The sequence below is a fragment of the Bradyrhizobium semiaridum genome, from assembly GCF_020329505.1.
GTDB lineage: Bacteria > Pseudomonadota > Alphaproteobacteria > Rhizobiales > Xanthobacteraceae > Bradyrhizobium > Bradyrhizobium semiaridum.
The window spans coordinates 42,782-61,946 of the sequence record NZ_JAGKJJ010000036.1 but is presented as its reverse complement, the minus strand read 5'-3'; the positions used below and the strand labels follow the sequence as shown (position 1 = coordinate 61,946).

The window sequence follows — 19,165 nt, the reverse complement described above, 5'->3', positions numbered from 1 at the left end:
AAGGGCGGTTTCAACTCTCCGCGGCTATCCCATCACCACCGGGCCGCCGGCTTTCTTCCAGGCGTCGATGCCGCCTTCGATATGAGCGGTGTTCGCCAGTCCCGCCTTCTTGGCGGCGGCCACCGCCATCGCGGAGCGCTCGCCGAAGGCGCAGAAGAACACGACGCGGCGGCCAGTCGCGGCGGCGACTTCGCGCAGCATGCCGCCGGGCTGTAGCGTAGCGCAGATGCCGGGATAAGGCGCGTGCAGTGCGCCGGCCAGCGTGCCGTGCTTGGCGCGCTCGCCGGTCTCGCGCAGATCGACCAGCAGGATGTCGGGGCGGCCGAGGCTCGCGATGGCGTCGCGCGCGGTGAGCGAGAGGCCTTCCTTGGCGAGCTCGTCCTGATGCAGGCCGACATGCATGTTGGCCGGCACCACCACGTCCATCAGCTTCGGGTTCGGCAGGTTGAGATTGTTCATCAGCTCGACATAGTCGTCGATCGATTTCACCTGCAGCCGCGGATTGTAGCGCTTCTCCTCGCCGATGGTGGAGACGGTGTCGCCCTTGTAGTCATGCGCGGGGAATACCATGGTCTCGTCCGGCAGCTTCAGCAGGCGATTGAAGATCGAATCGTATTGCGCCCGCGCGCTGCCGTTCTGGAAATCGGTGCGGCCGGTGCCGCGGATCAGCAGCGTGTCGCCGGTGAAGACGCGGTCGCCCATCAGGTAGCTGTAGGAATCGTCGGTGTGGCCGGGCGTGTATATCGCATCGAGGCAGAGACCCTCGATCGTCACCTTGTCGCCGTCGGAGACGCGCATCGAGACCACGTCGGCCTTGCTCTGCTCGCCCATGATGGTGATGCACTGGGTGCGGTCGCGCAGCTCGGCGAGGCCCGTGACGTGATCGGCGTGCAGATGGGTGTCGACGGCCTTGACCAAACGGAGGTCGAGTTCCTGCAGCAGCTTGCAGTAGCGGTCGGCCTTTTCGAGCACGGGATCGAGGATCAGCGCCTCGCCGCCGGCGCGGCTCGCGAGCAGATAGCTGTAGGTGCCGGACACGCTGTCGAAGAGCTGGCGAAAGATCATGGCGGCTTACCTATTCTATGGATTGAGTCTCCGGGAGGAGATTATTCCATAGATATGGTCGACTCAAAGCAAATCCATCCCCAGGAGATTCCGGTGCCCTGCGCCACGATATGAAATTTTGGCGAGCGGCCTCCCGCACGCCGTCGTCCTGGCGAAAGCCAGGACCCATAACCACCGAATTTGATCGAGAGGGGATAGTCGCTCCACCGTCGCGCAACAATTCGCGGCTGGGGGTAATGGGTCCTGGCTTTCGCCAGGACGACGCTGAATCTTTGGCACCGCTCGCGAGCCATACCTTCGGCATATGCGCGGATCGAGTAGCCTCGCTGCCGGATGCAGCTCCGGCAGCTCCACCAAATGCACGGCACCTGACGGTACGATGGTGGCGGCCAGAATAGTGCCGCATCACCCCAGCCTCGTGATCCCCGGATTGTCGTCGACGCCCTTCAGCGTCACGCCCGGCGCGTCGCGGTTCGGCGGCCGGCCGGCGCGCAGGTGCTTTGCCACGACATCCCAGACCGGCGCGCCGCTCTGCTGGTTGACCGAGGCCCAGCCCGCGACCTTGTAGCTCTTGCCGGCTTCGAGGTGCTTGCCGTTGCTGAGCTTCAGCTCGGAAATGCGCTTGCCGACGCTTTCTCCGGGCGTGCAGGTGTAGGCGAGGCCGCCGACCCGGACCATGTCTCCGCCCTGCTGATAATAGGGATCGGCGTTGAACAGGTTGTCGCAGACGTCTTCCAACACATCCCTGATCTGGCCGCCGGTCATGGTGGCGACGTAGGTCTGCGGATAGGTGATCGCAGTTTCCGAGAGCACGTCTTCCATGGTCACCGGCTGGCCGGCCAGCGTGGTGAGGCCCCAGCGGAAACCTGGCGACAGCGCGATCTCGGCATCGAGCTCGCTGAGCAGCGCGTCGCAGATCAGCTGGTCGACGGTGCCGGAGAAATTGCCGCGGCGGTAGAGCAGCCGGTCGGCGGCGGCGAGCTTGTCGTCCCAATCGTCGACATAGGGCTGGCGCATCTTGTCGATCAGCGTCTGCATCGCCGGCTCTGGCTTCAGCAGCTCGGCGAACACCGGCAGCAGCCGATAACGCACGTTGGCAACCCTGCCCTTGGCGAGGTCGAGATCGAGCACGCCGATGAACTTGCCGTTGGAGCCGGCATTGGTCACCAGCGTGACGCCGCCGGCATTGGTCACCGTGATCGGCAGCGGGATCGCATCATGGGTGTGGCCGCCGAGGATGATGTCGATGCCGGTGACGCGGCTGGCGAGCTTGAGATCGACATCCATGCCGTTGTGCGACAGCAGGATCACCGCGTCGACCTTGTCGTTGTTGCGGTGGCCGTCGACCAGCTTCTGCAGCTCCTCGTCGCGGATGCCGAAGGTCCAGTCCGGCGTGAAGCGTTTGGGATGCGCGATCGGCACGTAGGGAAAGGCCTGGCCGATGATCGCGACGCGGTGGCCGCCGATCTCCTTGACGATCGAGGGCTTGAATACCCGCCCCGAGGCCGGATCGAACGCCTTGGCGTCGTTGAATGCGGCTTCCTCGGTCAGGAACACGTTCTGCGCCAGGAATTCGCCCTTGAAGCGCGCGAGATTGTCGCGCAGCACCTCTTCGCCATAGGTGAACTCCCAATGCCCGGTCATCGCCTCGATGCCGAGCAGGTTGGCGGCCTCCACCATGTCGGCGCCCTTCATGGCATTGGCGAGACCGGTGCCCTGCCAGAGGTCGCCGCCGTCGAGCAGCAGCGTGCGCCGCTCGCCGACATCGGCGCGCAGCTTGTCAATCAGCGTCTTCAGATGCGCGAAGCCGCCGAGCCGGCCGAAGCGGGCGGCGGCCTTCTCGAACTCGACGCAGGTGAAGGCATAGGCGTCGGCACTGTCAGGGCGGATGCCGAAGCGGTCGAGGAACGCCTTGCCGACCAGATGCGGCGGCTGGCCGGCCATCGCGCCGACGCCGATATTGACGCTGGGCTCGCGGAACAACACCGGCCGCAGCTGCGCGTGGGTATCCGTGATGTGCAGGATGCGGGCGTTGCCGAAGCGCTCGAGGTCGTAGACGCTGGCGGTGTCGGCGCCACGGGCAAGCCGGGGCAGGCCGGCCGTCAGGGTCGCGGCGACCGATGCTTTCAGGAAATCCCGGCGGCGGATCCTCATCACTCTCCCGGCATTTGGTTCGAAGCCACGCGGGCGGTGGTAGGGCTCTCTCCCCCCTTGCGGGGGAGAGCTGGAGAGAGGGGTGAGCCACGAACACCGCCCGTGCGGCTCACCCCTCTCCCTAACCCTCCCCCGCAAGGGGGGAGGGAACCCGCTCGCCAATGCCTCCCTAACGTGTCAGCGAATTTCCAGATCCTTCCAGCGTTCCTTTTCGCTGGTGGCCTGGAAGATCGATGCCTTTGCCAGGGCCTCGGCCTCCTTGGCCTGCGCCACTGCGGTGTCGAAATCACCAGCGTCGCCGGCCTTTTTTGCGGCAGCGAGCGCCGCGGCGGTCGTGGTCCACTGATTGCGCAGGGCGCCGGCTTCCTTGTTGGCGGCTTCGGCCGCGGCATAGGCCGCCTTGTAGTCGGCTTCGGAGGCTGCGGCGAGGGCGGTCGCGCCGGCCAGCAGCAGAACGGATGCGGCGAAGATTGTGATGCCTCTCATCGCCGCGTTCATGGTCGTGCTCCCGGACCCGAGATCGGCAGCCCGTTGCTGACATAGGACAGGTAGTATTCGAGATTGCGGTACTCGTCGTCCTGCGGGTTGAGCGGCACGCCGCGGATCTGGCTGTTGCAGGTGGTGAAGCGGCGGCTGGTCGTGCCCATGCCCGACCATTCCGAGCGGTAGATCGGCATCGCGTTCAAGATGCCGAGCGCCGGCGCCAGCACCTCGGCGCGGATGCGCTCGCCCGGGCTCTGCACGTGGCAGGTGGCGCAGGAGAAATTGAGCTGGCCGCGGCGGGTGTAGAAATATTCCTTGCCGTTCTGGTAGGCCTCGAGCGCGCGCGGATCGTTCGGGATCTTGATGTCCATCAGCTTGCCGCGCGAGGTGTAGGCCATGTAGGCGGTCAGCGCCGCCATCTCGTCCTTCACATAGGAATAGGGCGTCTCGCCATTGGCCTCGCGGCAGCGGTTGAGCGCAAGCTCCAGCGTGATGACCTTGCCTTCCTTCTCGTCGAAGTAAGGATAGTCCTGGCGGATGCCGATGCCCTTGTTCGGGAAGCAGTCCGCATAGGTCTTGCCGTTCTTGAACGGCTTGGAAAACATCTCCTTGCCGGCCTCGAGCGAGAACTCGTAGGGCGGAAACTGCTCCTTCTCTTCCCACTGCTTGTGCAGGTCCTCATTCATCGAATAGGGACCGTTGACGAAATCCTCCAGCTTCAGCTTGGGGAATTTGCTGGTGAAGAATTTCTGGAACGCAGCCTTGTCGGCGGCGGGATCGACGGTGTCGGCCGCGTGAGCGGCCGGTGCGAGCGCCAGCACAGCGAAGGCTGCGATCGCGGCGCGGATTGCAAAATGCGTCATTGAATCTTCGCCGTGGTGCTGTCGGTCGCGCCTTTGTTGTCGACCCAGCTGATTTTCAGCTCGTCGCCCTTCTTGCCGCCCTTGAAGGCGAACTTCACATAGGGGTCCTTGGAGACGCCGCCGCCCCAGTCGGCGAGAAACACCGGCTTGCCGTCATGTTCGAAGGTGAGCTGCTGGATGAAGTGCGGCGGAATGATCTCGCCCTTGGCGTCCTTGACGAAGCCGGAATCCATCGGGTGCTGGATCAGCGCCTGCACCTCGGTGGTGTCGCCGTTCGAGGTGGCGCGCACGCGAATGCTCGATGCCATCGGTTTAGTCCTCTGTTGTCGTAGCGACCCGACCGCGGGCTCGCTTCACCTCTCCCGCTTGCGGGGGAGGTCGGATCGCATCGACAGATGCGATCCGGGTGGGGGTTTTATCCAATTGGTGACTCTCGATTGTGGCGAGACCCCCACCCCAACCCTCCCCCGCGCGCGGGAGAGGGGGCACAGTGAGTTCGCGGATTCGATCGAGGCTCATCATATGTTTGCTAGCCGCCGCAGCCGCCGACGGTAACCTTGATTTCCTTGACCGCGCTGTAGAGCTTGCCGCCGGCTTCGACCAGCACGGTCACATTGCTGGTCTTCGCCATCTTGATACGGTTGCCGACGCTCGGCAGCGTGCCCGCCGGAATCCTGTAGGAGGCCACCAGCGCGATCGGGTTCTCGCTGACCAGGAACGAGATCGAGGTGACGTCCGCCAGCGTCGTGGTGACGGAGATCGGCACCACGGCGCCGTTCTCGGCGATCTCGGGCGCGTCCATCTTCACCCTGTCCGACGGTTCCGCGGTCTTGCCGTACAGCGCCTTGATCGCGTCGGCCTCGCTCTTCTGCTTGAACGCCTCCGCCGGATAGGCGTCGTTGGCGGCGGCGAGCGCCGGCGCAACATCGAACGGAACGGCGCCGAGGCCGATCAGCGCGGCGATGCCGGCGCCCTTCAGCACCAGGCGGCGCGTCGGCGAAAACTCGTTGCTCGTGATGCTCATGCAAAACTCCTCAAGCGCAAAACTCGTCAAGCGACGCTGCGACGTCACAGCGTCAGCAGGAAATCCACCACCGCGTTGATCTCCTTCTCGCTCAGGATCCGGTTGCGGCCGAACGGCGGCATCACGGTCTGCGGATTGCGCGTGGTTTCGTCCGACACGATCGCGATCAGCTCGTCGCGGCTGTATTTCGCCTTGAGGCCGCTCAGCTCGGGGCCGATCGTGCCCGGCAGATCGCCGCCCTTGATCACATGGCAGGTCAGGCAATTGCCCTTGCCGCGGTCGAAGGCGAGCTTCTGGCCCTCGGCGGCGGATTGGGCCTTGGCAGGCGCAGCCATCGCGGCGCCCGCCAGCAGCGCCAGCAGGACGGCCGGCTTGGAGAAAGTGGCGATCAAGGACGTTTCCCGGGCTTCAATCTCGATGATCCCATCGCAATATAGAGAGTGGAAAGCACAAAGGCCATCGGCTGGCAATGCGGAGAATAGGCTGGCGAGACGGCGGTTAATGATGTCCGCGTGCGCCCATTCAGATCCGTCGCCCTGAGGTGGCCGCTTCTTCAGCGGCCCTCGAAGGGTCGACGGCCCCGCTGGCGGCCGTGCATCTTTCGAGGCTCGCCGAAGAGGCTCGCGCCTCAGGATGACGGGGCAGACAATGTTGGGCGGGGTTCCAACTTTGCCGTTGGGATCGAGTCCACAAACAGGCTGACAGGAGAATGCGGTGGCAGAGTTCGTCGTGGAGTTCGGCAAGGACGGCAGCCCCGTTGAGCCGGATGGGCGGCTCGATGCGGCTGCGTTCCATCGCAACCATCGGCCGATCTGGGCGGTCCTGAAGGATTTCCTCGCCGGCCGGTCCGGCGACGTGCTGGAGGCCGGCAGCGGCACCGGCCAGCATGTCGTCTATTTTGCCGGTCATACGCCCGACATCGTCTGGTGGCCGAGCGATCTGAGTGCCGCGCATCTGCGCAGCATCGCGGCCTGGCGCGCTCATGCCGGCTTCGCCAACATCCGGCCGCCGCAGCCGATCGATCTGTCCGATCCGGCGTGGTCGCCGGCACCGCCGGACGGCAAAGGTCCGGACAAACTGCTGGCGATCTTTTGCGCCAATGTCGTTCACATCGCGCCGTGGCGCGTCGCCGAGGGCCTGTTCGCCGGCGCGGTGCGGCATCTGCGCGCCGACGGGCGGCTGTTCCTCTACGGCCCGTTCAAGCGTGACGGCAAGCACACCGCGCTGAGCAACGCCGTGTTCGACACTTCCTTGCGCGAGCGCGATCCGGAGTGGGGCGTCCGCGACATCGCCGATCTACAGGCACTGGCCGACAGCGTCGGCCTGCGACTGGCCGAGACCTTCGAGATGCCGGCCAACAACATGATCCTGATGTTCGTCCGCAAGGATGTTGCTCAGTCGTAGGCGAGGCGCCACCCGCTGCCGCGCAGCCGGCAGCGCTCGTCGGAAATATCTGAAACGCGCTAGGTCCGTGTCACCTCTGGCAGCCGCGGTGGGCGAAGGCTTCAGCAAGCGCTTGTTCTCCTGTCCCAGCCGTCATGATGCGGAGTTCGGCTTGCCGGTCCATTTGCGGTTCTCCTGCTGCCCCGATGATGTGTCATTTGACACACCTAGGTATGTGAAATAGCATACTCGCGGATACGGAGGCCAGAATGAAGAAGCGGCTTTATCCGGCAGTGCTGGAGCGCGGGTCCCGCGGCGCTTTCGGCGCCTGGTTTCCCGATTTCCCCGGCTGCGTGGCCGGCGGCAAATCGCAGGAGGAGGCGATCGAGCGTGCCGAGCGCGCGCTGGCGCAGGCTGTCGACGGCTGGGTCGAGCAGGGGCGCGTGCTGCCGGAGCCGACGCCGATCGAACGGATCGTGCCGCCCAAGGGCTCCGACGTCGCGGCCTATTTCATCGTCGGCGTCGATCCGCCCGATCCTTCCGAGCGCGTCAACGTTTATTTGCCGAAAAGCCTGATCGCGCGGATCGACAAGCGCGCCGCCGAGCTCGGCATGAGCCGCTCCAGCTTCTTCGGCTTCGCCAGCTCGCTCGCGCTGGAATGGCCCGGCGGCTATCCGCGCGGTGCCCCGATCGGCCCGCGCTCCAAGGTGCACAAGACCGGCACGATCCGCGCCGAGAAGCGGCCGGGGAGGAAGGCGCGATAGGAGCGCAGTCGTTTCTCTCTGTCATTCCCCGTGCCCAATGCGCACCTGAGGGCTCGCCTCTTGGCGCGAGCCCGGAATCCATCAGGCCGCACGTTCTGACGATGAATGGATTCCGGGCTCTCGCTTCGCGAGCCCCGGAATGACAGAGTGGACGGCTCGTTCCTTCTCGCCGCGCCGCGCGCGAACTCCATGACCGTCACCCTCTCAGGATGACGGGACCGGCAATGCGAGCCACCGTGCGCTCCCCGCATAGCCTGCGCCCGTTTGCGTCGGTTGATCGGCCCCCATGCGCTCTCCATAGTGCCGGCCATTCGAGGCTCCCGCCGGGGCCTGCCAGGCGGGACTGCCGATGATCGACGTGACTGCTTCCGACGAGACCGCCGACGACGCGCGGGCGCGCAGCAATGTGTGGCGGCTCGCGGCGGCGCAGGCGCTGACCGGCGCCAACTCGGCCGTGATCTTCGCCACCGGCTCGATCGTCGGCGCGACGCTGGCCCCATCAGTCTCGCTCGCGACCGTGCCGCTCTCGATGTATGTGCTCGGGATGGCCCTCGGCACGCTGCCGACCGGCGCGATCTCGCGCGCCTATGGCCGCCGCACCGCCTTCATCATCGGCACGTTCTGCGGCACGCTGACGGGCGCGCTCGGTGCCTGGGCGATCCTGCATTCGTCGTTCTGGCTGTTCTGCGCCGCGACGTTCCTCGGCGGGCTCTATGGCTCGGTCGCGCAATCCTACCGCTTCGCGGCGGCCGATGGCGCCAGCGTCGCGTTCCGCCCCAAGGCGGTGTCGTGGGTAATGGCCGGCGGCGTGTTCGCCGGCGTGCTCGGGCCGCAGCTCGTGCAGTGGACCATGGACGTCTGGCCGCCCTATCTGTTCGCGTTCTCCTTTGTGATGCAGGCGCTGGTCGCGCTGGTGGCGATGGCCGTGCTGTCGGGCGTCGATGCGCCGAAGCCGGCGGCGGCGGACCTGCATGGCGGCCGTCCGCTGCTCGAGATCGCAAGGCAGCCGCGCTTCATGGCCGCGGCGTTGTGCGGCGTGATCGCCTATCCGATGATGAACCTCGTGATGACCTCGGCGCCGCTCGCGATGAAGATGTGCGGGCTCACAGTCAGCGATTCCAATTTCGGCATTCAGTGGCACATCGTCGCGATGTACGGCCCGAGCTTCTTCACGGGATCGCTGATCGCGCGGTTCGGCGCGCCGCTCATCGTCGCGCTCGGGCTGGCGCTGGAAGCGGTCGCCGCGATGATCGGGCTGTCCGGCATCACGGCGCCGCACTTCTGGGCGACGCTGGTCGTGCTCGGGGTCGGCTGGAACTTCGCCTTCGTCGGCGCCTCAGCGCTGGTGCTGGAAACGCACCGGCCGCAGGAGCGCAACAAGGTGCAGGCGTTCAACGATTTCCTGGTGTTCGGCATGATGGCGGTCGGCTCGTTCTCGTCCGGCCAGCTGCTCGCGCATTACGGCTGGAATGCCGTGAACCTGGTGGTGTTCCCGCCGGTGCTGCTCGGCCTCGTCGTGCTGTCGCTCGCCTCATTCGCGCAGCGCCGCGCCAAATTGCGCGCGGTGGACGAGATTCCCGATCCCAGCATCTGATCTCTTGCTGCCAGCTGCTGACATTTCGATCCGGATCGAAATGATCGGCTTGCCAGCCTTCTTACATCGTGAGAACGGATTGGTCCGGCCATGACGATGTGAGAAGCAAGAGCAAGAAATGGACGCATCCTCATCCTCCCCGAATGACGAAGCGACACTGCGCTACGAGGGCTGGCGCATCGTCGTCGTCTGCTTCCTGCTGGCGACCTTCGGCTGGGGCCTCGGCTTCTACGGGCAGAGCGTCTACGTCGCCGAGCTGCAGCGGCTGCACGGCTGGCCGGCCTCGCTGATCTCGTCGGGCACGACGTTCTTCTATCTGTTCGGTGCGGCGCTGGTCGCCTTCGTCAGCGAGGCGATCCGGGCGTTCGGTGCGCGCAGCTGCCTGATCGCCGGCACGTTTGCGATGGCGGTTGCAGCGGTCGCGATCGGCGAGGTGCGCGAGCCCTGGCAGCTTTATCTCGCCAACGCGCTGCTGGCGTTCGGCTGGGCCGGCACCAGCCTCGGCATCATCACCAACACGCTCGGCCTGTGGTTCGACAAGAAACGCGGCATGGCGATCAGCCTGGCGCTGAACGGCGCCAGCTTCGGCGGCATCGTCGGCGTACCGCTGCTGGTCGCGGGAATCGGCGCCTTCGGCTTCTCCGGTGCGATGATCGCCGCCGCGGTGCTGCTGGTCGTAGTGATGGTGCCGGTGATCGTGCTCTTCGTCGGCCGGCCGCCGGCGCATCTGCACGCGGTGACGGCGGCCGCCGCCGACGCGCCGTCGGCGACGCAGGTGCGCGCGCGGGCGCTGCGCGACGTCAGCTTCCTCTCGGTCTCGGTGGCCTTCGCGTTGGTGCTGTTCGCCCAGGTCGGCTTCATCGTGCATCTGATCGCCTATCTCGACCAGGTGATCGGCCGCGAGCGCGCCACGGTGGCGATGGCGCTGCTGACCGCGATGGCCGTGGTCGGCCGCGTCTCGTTCTCCTTCGTCATCGACCGGCTCAACCAGCGGCTGGCCTCGGCGCTGTCGTTTGCCAGCCAGGCGGTCGCGCTTGCCGTCATCATCAACGTGCACAACGACATCGCGCAGATCGCGGCCTGCGCGCTGTTCGGTTTCTCGGTCGGCAATCTGATCACGCTGCCGGCGCTGATCGTGCAACGCGAGTTCGATCCGCGGGCGTTCGGCGTGCTGGTCAGCCTGATCACGGCGATCAACCAGATCACCTATGCGTTCGGCCCCGGCGTGGTCGGCCTGCTGCGCGATCTCTCCGGCAGCTACGCGCTGCCGTTCTACGGCTGCATCGGCCTCGAGCTGATCGCCGCCGTGACGATCATGGTCCGGAGACGATTGTAGCCCGGATGGAGCGAAGCGTAATCCGGGGGCAGTCTCGCCCGGCGGAGAGATCCTGGATTGCGCTGCGCACATCCGGGCTACGGAATTAGGTCACCCGCTGCTTCATGAGATCATCGAGATCGAGCCGCCGCGTGAACATCGCGAGCTTGCCGTCGCCATCGCGCGGCCATTCCGCTTCAGGGCGATCCCAATACAGCTCGACGCCGTTCTCGTCGGGGTCGCGCAGATACAGCGCCTGGCTGACGCCGTGGTCGCTGGCGCCGTCGAGCTGGATGCCGGCCGACAGCACCCGATGCAGCGCATCGGCGAGAGCCGGGCGGGTCGGATAGACGATCGCGGTGTGGAACAGGCCGGTGGTGCCCGGCGGCGGCGGATGGCCGCCTTTGCTCTCCCAGGTGTTGAGGCCGATGTGGTGGTGATAGCCGCCGGCCGCGATGAACGCCGCGCCCGAGCCGAGCCGCTGCTGCAGCTCGAAGCCGAGCACGCCGCAATAGAAGCCGAGCGCGCGGTCGAGATCGGCGACCTTGAGATGGACATGCCCGATCCGCGTGCCCGCGATGATGGGAGGATTTTGCGGCATGCCCTGGCTCCATTGTTTTCTCTAAACCGCAATCTAAACCTCGGTTTGGGGATCGAACACCGATCAGTTCCGAAACACATCGTTTCCGGCGGCGGCGCCGCCAGCCTCGCTCCGCTTCTCCCCGTAAGAACGGGGAGAGGGAGAAGATATCAGCCGAGCTCCGACAGCTCGCCGCCGGGCAGCTCGAATTCGAACGTGTTCAGCGTCATCGACACCATCGTGTAGTAGCCGCATAGGCCGATGATCTCGACCACGCCGCGCAGGCTCAGCACCTCGACCGCCTCGTCGTAGAGCGGCTTCGGCAGGCCGTGCCCCTCGTGCAGCGCCTTGGCGACGTCATAGATCATCTTCGCCCTGGGGTCGTCGAAAACAGGCGTGCGGCGGACGCGGATGTCCTCGATCAGCTTCGGATCCATGCCGCCCTTCAGGGCGAGCCGCTTGTGGGCGTACCATTCGTAATGCGCGGTCCAGTGCCGCGCCGTGACGAGGATCGCGATTTCCGACAGCTTTGGGGGAAACACCGTGTCGAAGCGCAGCACCTCGCCGAGCCGCGTGGCGTGCCGCGCCATCTCCGGGCTGTTGAGCCAGGCCATCATCGGCGCCGGCGGCGCGCCGCGTTTGCCGGCGATCGATTCGTCGTAGGTTTCTTTTTGGGCGGCGTTCATTTCGCTAGGCGAAAGCAGCTTGAGCCGCATGTCCGTTTCCTCTTGTTTTTCAATTGTTACCCTGTCTCGCGATACACCCGATCATGCAGCCTGACCACCGCCGTCAGAGCATGGCGCGGCCGCGAGACATATTGAATTCCACGGTGTGGTGGCTAAGGTCGATTTCAATTCGTCTGATATGACCGGAAACGTACATGGCTGACCTCGAGACATTCCGCAGTGAGACCCGCGCCTGGCTGGAGCAGAACTGCCCGCCGGAGATGCGCAAGCCGATGACCTCCGACGGCGACACCTTCTGGGGCGGCCGCAACGCGACATTCTCCTCCGAAGCGCAGCGCGTCTGGTTCGAGCGGATGCGCGACAAGGGCTGGACCGTGCCGCACTGGCCGAAGGAATATGGCGGCGGCGGCCTCGATGCCGAGGAGGCCAAGATCGTGCGCCAGGAAATGGCCGCGATCGGCGCGCGGGCGCCGCTGACCTCGTTCGGCATTTCGATGCTCGGGCCGGCGCTGTTGAAATACGGCACCGAAGAGCAGAAGCGGGAGCATCTGCCGAAGATCACGGCGGGCCTGATCCGCTGGTGCCAGGGCTATTCCGAGCCGAATGCCGGCTCCGACCTCGCCTCGCTGCAGACGCGCGCGGTCAGCGACGGCGACGACTACATCATCAACGGCCAGAAGATCTGGACGTCCTATGCCAACTACGCCGACTGGATTTTCTGCCTGGTGCGCACCGACCCGGCGGCGAAGAAGCACGACGGCATCAGTTTCATCCTGTTCGACATGACCTCGAAGGGCGTATCGACCAAGCCGATCCTGCTGATCTCCGGCTATTCGCCGTTCTGCGAGACCTTCTTCGACAATGTCCGGGTGCCGAAATCGCATGTCGTCGGCACCGTCAACCGCGGCTGGGATGTCGCAAAGTATCTGCTGCAGCACGAGCGTGCGATGATCTCGGGCATGGGCGAGCGTGGCGTCGGCCGTCCGCTCGGCCAGATCGCGGCGGATTCGATCGGCACCGATGCGCAGGGCAAGCTCGACGACGCACAGCTGCGCAGCCAGATCGCAAGCTTCGAGGTCGACGAGGCCGCGCTTGCCGCGGCCGCTGAGCGCGCGGTCGATCTCGCCAAGGCCGGGCAGTCGCATCCGGCGTTTTCCTCGGCGATGAAATATTACGGCACCGAGCTCAACAAGCGCCGCCACGAGATCCTGATGTCGGCCGGCGGCATCGACGCGCTGGAGTGGGAAAGCGAACGCTCCAAAGGCGGCGCCCGCCCGCGCGCCTGGCTGCGCACCAAGGCCAATTCGATCGAGGGCGGCACCTCAGAGGTGATGCTCGGCATCGTCGCCAAGCGCATCCTGGATTTGCCGGGAGCCTGACGCTCTCCGCCGTCATGGCCGGGCTTGACCCGGCCATCCACGTCTTTGTTGCGGCAGGCTGAAGACGTGGATGCCCGGCACAAGGCCGGGCAGACGACATCTTGGAATTCAACCGAACGAACGATCAACTTCAGAGTTACCGGATCCATCCATGGCCCTCGTCCTCACCGAAGAACAATCCATGCTGCGCGACAGTGCGCGCGGTCTCATCAGCGACAAGGCGCCGGTGTCGCATCTGCGGGCCCTGCGCGACGGCAAGGATGCCGACGGCTTCTCGCGCGAGCTCTGGAAGACCTTTGCCGAGATGGGCTTCTCCGGCCTGTTGGTGCCGGACCAATTCGGCGGCAGCGGGCTTGGTTGCGTCGAGGCCGGCATCGTCATGGAGGAGATCGGCCGCACCTTGATGCCGTCGCCGTTCCTCGCGACGTCGGTGCTCGCCGCATCCGCGCTGTCGCGCGGCGGCAGCGTGGCGCAGAAGGCGCAACATCTGCCCAAGATCGCCGACGGCTCGCTGCTGGCGGCGCTCGCGATCGACGAGGGCGCCAAGCACCGGCCGTTGCAGACCAGGCTCGCGGCGACGCGCTCCGGCAACGGCTTCAAGCTGTCGGGCGACAAGGCTTTCGTGGTCGACGGTCACGCCGCCGATCTGTTGATCGTCGCTGCGCGCAGTGCAGGCAGCGCCGGCGACAAGGACGGGCTGACGCTGTTCCTGGTCGATCCGAAGGCCAAGGGGCTCGCGATCGAGCGCACCGCGATGGTCGATTCCCACAATGCCGCGCGCATCGTGTTCGACAAAGTCGAGGTCAACGCCGACAGCGTGCTCGGCGAGGTCGATCAGGGCTTTGCATTGCTTGAGAGCGTGCTCAATATCGGCCGCGGCGCTGTCGCCTCCGAGATGGTCGGCCTCTCCGAGGAGGTGTTCGGCCGCACCGTGACCTATCTGAAGGAGCGCAAGCAGTTCGGCAAGGCGATCGGCGAATTCCAGGCGCTGCAGCACCGCGCCGCCCAGCTCTATATCGACATCGAGATTACCCGCGCCGCGGTGTTGAAGGCACTGCAGGCGCTCGACGCCGATGTCGGCAAGGCCGGCACGGCGGTCGCCGTGGCCAAGGCGCGCGCCGGCACCACGGCGACGCTGGCGGTGCAGGAGGGCGTGCAGATGCATGGCGGCATGGGCATGACCGACCAGTTCGATATCGGCTTCTTCATGAAGCGCGCCCGCGTCTGCCAGGAACTGCTCGGCGACAGCAACTTCCACGCCGACCAACTCGCGCGCGGCAAGGGTTATTGAAGGTAGGCCTCACCACTTAGGCGCGGTCCTCGCGAGACTTCGCCGTCACCGAATCGGCGGCGCGTACTGGACGCCGCCGGCGTTCCAGAGCTGGTTCATGCCGCGCGGAATTTTCAGCTTGGAGTCGGCGCCGACGTTACGGTCGTAGATCTCGCCGTAATTGCCGACACGGCGGATGATGCGCGCCGCCCAGTCCTTGCTCAGGCCGAGATCCTCGCCGTAGGAGCCCTCGGTGCCGACCAGCCGCATCACCTCGGGCTTCTTCGACTTCAGCGCCTCGTCGATGTTCTTGGAGGTGATGCCGAGCTCCTCGGCGTTGATCATGGCGTAGAGCGTCCACTTCACGATCATCATCCAGTCGTCGTCGCGCTGGCGGACCACCGGCGCCAGCGGCTCCTTGGAGATGATGTCGGCCAGGATCATGTGGTCGTTCGGCTTGGCGAGGTTGAACCGCAGCGCGTAGAGCTGCGATGCGTCCGAGGTCAGCGTGTCGCACTGGCCGGAATTGTAGGCATTCACCACGTCGTCGAGCTTCTCGAACTTCATCTCCGTGTACTTCATGTTGTTGGCACGGAAATAGTCGGCGAGGTTGAGCTGCGTCGTGGTGTTGGCCTGCACGCAGACCTTGCTGTCGTTGAGGTCGAGCGCGGAATCGATGTTGCGCGAGCGCGGGATCATGAAGCCCTGGCCGTCATAATAGGCGACCGCTGGGAAATAGAGGTCGTAATTGGTCTCGCGCGACATGCTCCAGGTGGTGTTGCGCGAGAGGATGTCGACCGTGCGGTTCTGCAGCTCCTTGAAGCGCTCGCCGGCATCGAGCGGAACGAACTTCGCCTTCGACGGATCGTCGAAGATCGCGGCGGCGACCGCGCGGCAGAAATCGACGTCGAAGCCGGTCCAGTTGCCCTTGTCGTCGGGGATCGAGAAGCCGGGCAAGCCCTTGTTGACGCCGCACAGCACCTCGCCGCGGCGCATGGTGCGCTTCAGCGTCTTTGTGTCGTAACGCTCGTAGGTGATGGCGGCGGCCGCCACCAGCACGGCGACCGCGAGCCCGATGATCAGGCCGCCTCGAAATGTGCGCATGGATTCTCTCTCGCGAATGACCGGGAAAAGCGGACGGATATCGAAGGCGGGTGAGCGGCTAGAGTTCGGGCTTCTGGCGGATGATCACCTTGGTGCCGACAGGCACGCGGTTGTAGAGGTCGGCGACGTCGTTGTTGACCAGGCGGAAGCAGCCCGAGGAGACGGCGGTGCCGATCGTGTCGGGCCGGTTGGTGCCGTGAATGCGGTAGACCGTGGTGCCGAGATACATGGCGCGGGCGCCGAGCGGGTTGCCGGGGCCACCGGCCATGAAGCGCGGCAGGTAGGGCTGACGGGCGATCATTTCGGGCGGCGGCACCCAGTCCGGCCACTCCGCCTTGCGGGTGATGGTGACGAGGCCCTGCCACTGAAAACCCTCGCGGCCGACGCCGATGCCGTAGCGCAGCGCGCGACCGTTGCCCTGGACGAGATAGAGGTGGCGCTCGGCGGTGGCGACGATGATGGTCCCCGGCGCCTCGTTGGTGCGGTAATACACCACCTGCTTCTGCCATTCCGGATCGAGCTCGTAGCTGTCGTCGGCGATCAGGCCGGGCTCGTCGGCGTCCGGGCGCCCCTGGGCGAAGCCCTGCGATGTCGACAGCACGAGGACGCCCGTGGCGATCAACATCCAGACCAGGTGACGAAGTCTCGTCATTGCAAAGCTCTCCTTGTTGGCCCGAGGCCAAACGGTTGCTCCACCCAAATCGCCGAATCATCAAATCCCAGCGGCAGCTTGATGGCAAGCTTGCGGCGAGCATGGTCGGTATATCGCTGTAATGCTTCCGTTTTTTGTCGCCGGGTAGAAACGCGCGACGGTGTCCGGCTTTACTTCGGCGCGATCCAGATTCGCAGGACGAACGAGATCAGCGCCACGGTGCCGACGCCGCCGAGCCACAGCGCCACGAACCACAGCAGGCGCTGGCCGAGCGGCCGCCGGGATGGATCGGTCGGCATCAATGGTACCCGTGCCCGGGACGGACCTTGCCGCGGAACACCCAATAGGCCCATGCGGTGTAGCCGAGGATCAGCGGGATCAGGATCGAGACGCCGAACAGCATGAAGATCTGGCTGTTCTCCGGCGCGGCGGCCTGCCAGATCGTGATGCTCTGCGGCACGATGTAGGGATACATGCTGATGCCGAGCCCGGCATAGGACAGCGCGAACAGCGCCAGCGATAGGAAGAATGGCTGGACGTCATTGCGATTGCTGAGCGCACGCAGCAGCAGCGCGGTGACGGCGGCGACCGCGATCGGCACCGGCGCGGTCAGGATGATGTTGGGCCAGGCGAACCAGCGCTGGGTGTATTGCACGGCGAGGAAAGGCGTCGCGATGCTGACCGCGCCGATCGCGCCGAGCATCGCGATCAGCAGCACCCAGCTCAAGACGTAGGCGCGCTCGCGCAGCCCGCCTTCGGTCTTCAGCACGAGCCAGGTCGCGCCCAGAAGCGCATAGCCGATCACCAGCGACACGCCGGTCAGGATGCTGAACGGCGTCAGCCAGTCCCACCAGCCGCCGGCATAGTGGCGTCCCTCGACATGGATGCCCTGCAGGATGGCGCCGAGCGCAATGCCCTGCGCCACCGTTGCCAGCAGCGAGCCGCCGGTGAAGGCGATGTCCCACTTGTTGCGCGCCTTCTGGGTGCGCCAGCGGAATTCGAAGGCGACGCCGCGGAACACGAGGCCGAGCAGCATCGCGATCATCGGCGTGTAGAGCGCCGGCATCAGCACCGCATAGGCCAGCGGAAACGCCGCCATCATGCCGCCGCCGCCGAGCACCAGCCAGGTCTCGTTGCCGTCCCACACCGGCGCCACCGTGTTCATGATGACGTCGCGGTCGGTCTTCTGCGGAAACAATGGAAACAGGATGCCGAGGCCGAGATCGAAGCCATCCATCACGACATAGACGAACACGGCAAAGGCGATGATGAAGGCCCAGATCGTGGTGAGGTCGATCGCGATGCTCATCGTGCGCCCTCCACAGCTGCGGCACCTGCCGCCGGCGTGATGCCCGCGGCCCGTGCCGGCAGGTCGGTCGCCGGGCCCCGCTCGCCGGGCTGCGGCGGCTGTGCCATCAGCCGCAGGATGTAGATCACGCCCGCGGTGAAGACGGCGAAATAGACGATGATGAAGGCGATCAGCGAGGAGCCGACCGCCGGCGCCGCCAGCGGCGACACCGAGTCGGCGGTGCGCAGCAGCCCGTAGACGGTGAAAGGCTGCCGTCCCGTCTCGGTGGTGATCCAGCCCGCGAGCACCGCGATGAACCCGGCCGGCCCCATCGCGACCGCGAAGCGATGCAGCAGCGCCGACTGGTACATCATTCCGCGCACGCGCATCAAAAGGCTGAGCAGGCCGAGCCCCATGATCAGGAAGCCGAGCCCGACCATGACGCGGAACGCCCAGAAGGTGATCGGCACCGGCGGCCAGTTCTCACGCGGCACGGTGTCGAGGCCGGCCAGCGGCGCGTCGAGCGAATGCTTCAGGATCAGCGACGACAGTTTCGGCACCTCGATCGCGTATTTCACCTTGGCGTCCCTTTCGTCGGGCCAGCCGAACAGCACCAGCGGCGCGCCATTCGGATGGCTCTGGAAGTGGCCTTCCATCGCCATCACCTTGGCGGGCTGATGCTCCAGCGTGTTGAGGCCGTGCTGGTCGCCGGCCAGGATCTGCAGCGGCGCCACCAGGGTCGCCATCCACATCGCCATCGAGAACATCACGCGCGGTCCGGCCAGATGCTGGTCGCGCAGCAGATGCCAGGCGCCGACCGCACCGACCACCAGCGAGGTGGTGAGATAGGCCGCCAGCACCATGTGCACGAGACGGTAGGGGAACGACGGGTTGAAGATCAGCTTCAGCCAGTCGGCGGCGACGAACTGGCCGTCGGCGTTGATGGCGTGACCGGCCGGCGTCTGCATCCAGGAATTCGCCGACAGGATCCAGAACGCCGAGATCAGCGTGCCGATCGCAACCATCAGCGTCGCGACGAAATGCAGCCGGGGACCGACGCGCTCGAGCCCGAACAGCATCACGCCGAGGAAGCCCGCCTCGAGGAAGAACGCGGTCAGCACCTCATAGGCCATCAGCGGGCCGATCACCGGCCCAGTCTTGTCGGCGAAGGCGGACCAGTTGGTGCCGAACTGGTAGGACATCACGATGCCCGACACCACGCCCATGCCGAACGCGACCGCGAAGATCTTCAGCCAGTATTTGAACAGGTTGATGTAGACCTCGCGCCTGGTGATGAGCCACAGCGCTTCCAGCACCGCGAGGTAGCTCGCAAGGCCGATCGAGAACGCCGGAAACACGATGTGGAACGACATCGTGAAAGCAAATTGCGCGCGGGCCAGCGCGACCGCATCCCAGCCTTCGAACATCACGCACCATCCATCACTGCTCTGGCGTGGAGCCTACCACGCCAGAGGTGACGGCAATACGGGACGGATTGTCTAGGGATTGCTGCTCTTATTGAATCAGGAGCAAACCCTTAGAGTCTTGTTTTGATGCGCTT

General features: G+C 65.5%; 20 protein-coding genes. 6 read left to right on the top strand and 14 right to left on the bottom strand.

Annotation, left to right across the window (positions count from 1 at the left end; translation table 11 throughout):
- Nucleotides 1-24 precede the first annotated feature (24 nt).
- The 7 genes from J6500_RS28335 to soxX form a co-directional block, all read right to left on the bottom strand.
- A complete protein-coding gene (locus J6500_RS28335) occupies nucleotides 25-1,065 on the bottom strand; it encodes an MBL fold metallo-hydrolase (RefSeq protein WP_225715994.1) in 1,041 nt (346 codons plus the stop codon).
- 405 nt (nucleotides 1,066-1,470) lie between these two features.
- Nucleotides 1,471-3,219, bottom strand: a complete 1,749-nt coding sequence (gene soxB / locus J6500_RS28330; RefSeq protein ID WP_225715993.1) for a thiosulfohydrolase SoxB — start codon at nucleotides 3,217-3,219, stop codon at nucleotides 1,471-1,473.
- A 177-nt stretch (nucleotides 3,220-3,396) separates the two neighbouring features.
- Nucleotides 3,397-3,705 (bottom strand): hypothetical protein, encoded by a 309-nt coding sequence (locus J6500_RS28325; protein ID WP_376707870.1) that lies wholly within the window; start codon nucleotides 3,703-3,705, stop codon nucleotides 3,397-3,399.
- 8 nt (nucleotides 3,706-3,713) lie between these two features.
- Complete coding sequence (gene soxA, locus J6500_RS28320) at nucleotides 3,714-4,565, bottom strand: sulfur oxidation c-type cytochrome SoxA (protein WP_225715991.1); 852 nt, start codon at nucleotides 4,563-4,565, stop codon at nucleotides 3,714-3,716.
- The gene (soxZ, locus tag J6500_RS28315) at nucleotides 4,562-4,873 is read right to left on the bottom strand and encodes a thiosulfate oxidation carrier complex protein SoxZ (protein ID WP_225715990.1); all 312 of its coding nucleotides are present in this window, start codon (nucleotides 4,871-4,873) and stop codon (nucleotides 4,562-4,564) included. The genes soxA and soxZ overlap by 4 nt, the downstream gene beginning before the upstream one ends.
- 221 nt (nucleotides 4,874-5,094) lie before the next feature.
- Nucleotides 5,095-5,589 carry a thiosulfate oxidation carrier protein SoxY gene (gene soxY / locus J6500_RS28310; RefSeq protein ID WP_225715989.1) on the bottom strand — a complete coding sequence of 165 codons (495 nt, stop codon included), beginning with the start codon at nucleotides 5,587-5,589 and terminating at the stop codon, nucleotides 5,095-5,097.
- Between the two features lie 44 nt (nucleotides 5,590-5,633).
- Nucleotides 5,634-5,924: a sulfur oxidation c-type cytochrome SoxX gene (gene soxX / locus J6500_RS28305; RefSeq protein ID WP_225716014.1), complete on the bottom strand. Its 291-nt coding sequence runs from the start codon at nucleotides 5,922-5,924 to the stop codon at nucleotides 5,634-5,636.
- Nucleotides 5,925-6,303: 379 nt separating this feature from the next.
- Here soxX and J6500_RS28300 point away from each other — a divergent pair, with 379 nt between their 5' ends.
- The 4 genes from J6500_RS28300 (at nucleotide 6,304) to J6500_RS28285 (ending at nucleotide 10,666) form a co-directional block, all read left to right on the top strand.
- Nucleotides 6,304-6,993, top strand: a complete 690-nt coding sequence (locus tag J6500_RS28300) for a DUF938 domain-containing protein (protein WP_225715988.1) — start codon at nucleotides 6,304-6,306, stop codon at nucleotides 6,991-6,993.
- A gap of 248 nt (nucleotides 6,994-7,241) precedes the next feature.
- Complete coding sequence (locus J6500_RS28295; protein WP_225715987.1) at nucleotides 7,242-7,736, top strand: type II toxin-antitoxin system HicB family antitoxin; 495 nt, start codon at nucleotides 7,242-7,244, stop codon at nucleotides 7,734-7,736.
- A 349-nt stretch (nucleotides 7,737-8,085) separates the two neighbouring features.
- Nucleotides 8,086-9,330 carry an MFS transporter gene (locus J6500_RS28290; protein WP_225715986.1) on the top strand — a complete coding sequence of 415 codons (1,245 nt, stop codon included), beginning with the start codon at nucleotides 8,086-8,088 and terminating at the stop codon, nucleotides 9,328-9,330.
- Between the two features lie 118 nt (nucleotides 9,331-9,448).
- Nucleotides 9,449-10,666: an MFS transporter gene (locus J6500_RS28285; protein WP_225715985.1), complete on the top strand. Its 1,218-nt coding sequence runs from the start codon at nucleotides 9,449-9,451 to the stop codon at nucleotides 10,664-10,666.
- Between the two features lie 85 nt (nucleotides 10,667-10,751).
- Here J6500_RS28285 and J6500_RS28280 read toward each other — a convergent pair whose 3' ends face one another.
- Both J6500_RS28280 and J6500_RS28275 read right to left on the bottom strand, forming a co-directional pair.
- Entirely contained in the window at nucleotides 10,752-11,246 is a 495-nt protein-coding gene (locus tag J6500_RS28280; RefSeq protein WP_225715984.1) for a VOC family protein, read from the bottom strand.
- A gap of 149 nt (nucleotides 11,247-11,395) precedes the next feature.
- Nucleotides 11,396-11,941, bottom strand: coding sequence for a carboxymuconolactone decarboxylase family protein (locus J6500_RS28275; RefSeq protein ID WP_225715983.1), 546 nt, complete (start codon nucleotides 11,939-11,941; stop codon nucleotides 11,396-11,398).
- Between the two features lie 164 nt (nucleotides 11,942-12,105).
- Between J6500_RS28275 and J6500_RS28270 the strand changes: the two genes are divergently transcribed.
- Together J6500_RS28270 and J6500_RS28265 are read left to right on the top strand one after the other, a co-directional pair.
- Nucleotides 12,106-13,290, top strand: a complete 1,185-nt coding sequence (locus J6500_RS28270; protein ID WP_225715982.1) for an acyl-CoA dehydrogenase family protein — start codon at nucleotides 12,106-12,108, stop codon at nucleotides 13,288-13,290.
- A 151-nt stretch (nucleotides 13,291-13,441) separates the two neighbouring features.
- Complete coding sequence (locus J6500_RS28265) at nucleotides 13,442-14,581, top strand: acyl-CoA dehydrogenase family protein (RefSeq protein ID WP_225715981.1); 1,140 nt, start codon at nucleotides 13,442-13,444, stop codon at nucleotides 14,579-14,581.
- Nucleotides 14,582-14,626: 45 nt separating this feature from the next.
- Here the strand turns inward: J6500_RS28265 and J6500_RS28260 are convergent, their stop codons facing one another.
- From J6500_RS28260 to J6500_RS28240, 5 genes are all read right to left on the bottom strand, one after another.
- Nucleotides 14,627-15,664, bottom strand: coding sequence for an amino acid ABC transporter substrate-binding protein (locus J6500_RS28260; RefSeq protein WP_225715980.1), 1,038 nt, complete (start codon nucleotides 15,662-15,664; stop codon nucleotides 14,627-14,629).
- Between the two features lie 58 nt (nucleotides 15,665-15,722).
- Complete coding sequence (locus tag J6500_RS28255) at nucleotides 15,723-16,316, bottom strand: L,D-transpeptidase (RefSeq protein WP_225715979.1); 594 nt, start codon at nucleotides 16,314-16,316, stop codon at nucleotides 15,723-15,725.
- Between the two features lie 170 nt (nucleotides 16,317-16,486).
- Entirely contained in the window at nucleotides 16,487-16,615 is a 129-nt protein-coding gene (locus J6500_RS28250) for a DUF2474 domain-containing protein (RefSeq protein ID WP_225715978.1), read from the bottom strand.
- Complete coding sequence (gene cydB / locus J6500_RS28245) at nucleotides 16,615-17,625, bottom strand: cytochrome d ubiquinol oxidase subunit II (protein WP_225715977.1); 1,011 nt, start codon at nucleotides 17,623-17,625, stop codon at nucleotides 16,615-16,617. Before cydB ends, J6500_RS28250 begins: the two co-directional genes overlap by 1 nt.
- The gene (locus J6500_RS28240) at nucleotides 17,622-19,031 is read right to left on the bottom strand and encodes a cytochrome ubiquinol oxidase subunit I (protein ID WP_225715976.1); all 1,410 of its coding nucleotides are present in this window, start codon (nucleotides 19,029-19,031) and stop codon (nucleotides 17,622-17,624) included. Before J6500_RS28240 ends, cydB begins: the two co-directional genes overlap by 4 nt.
- Between the last annotated feature and the right edge of the window lie 134 nt (nucleotides 19,032-19,165).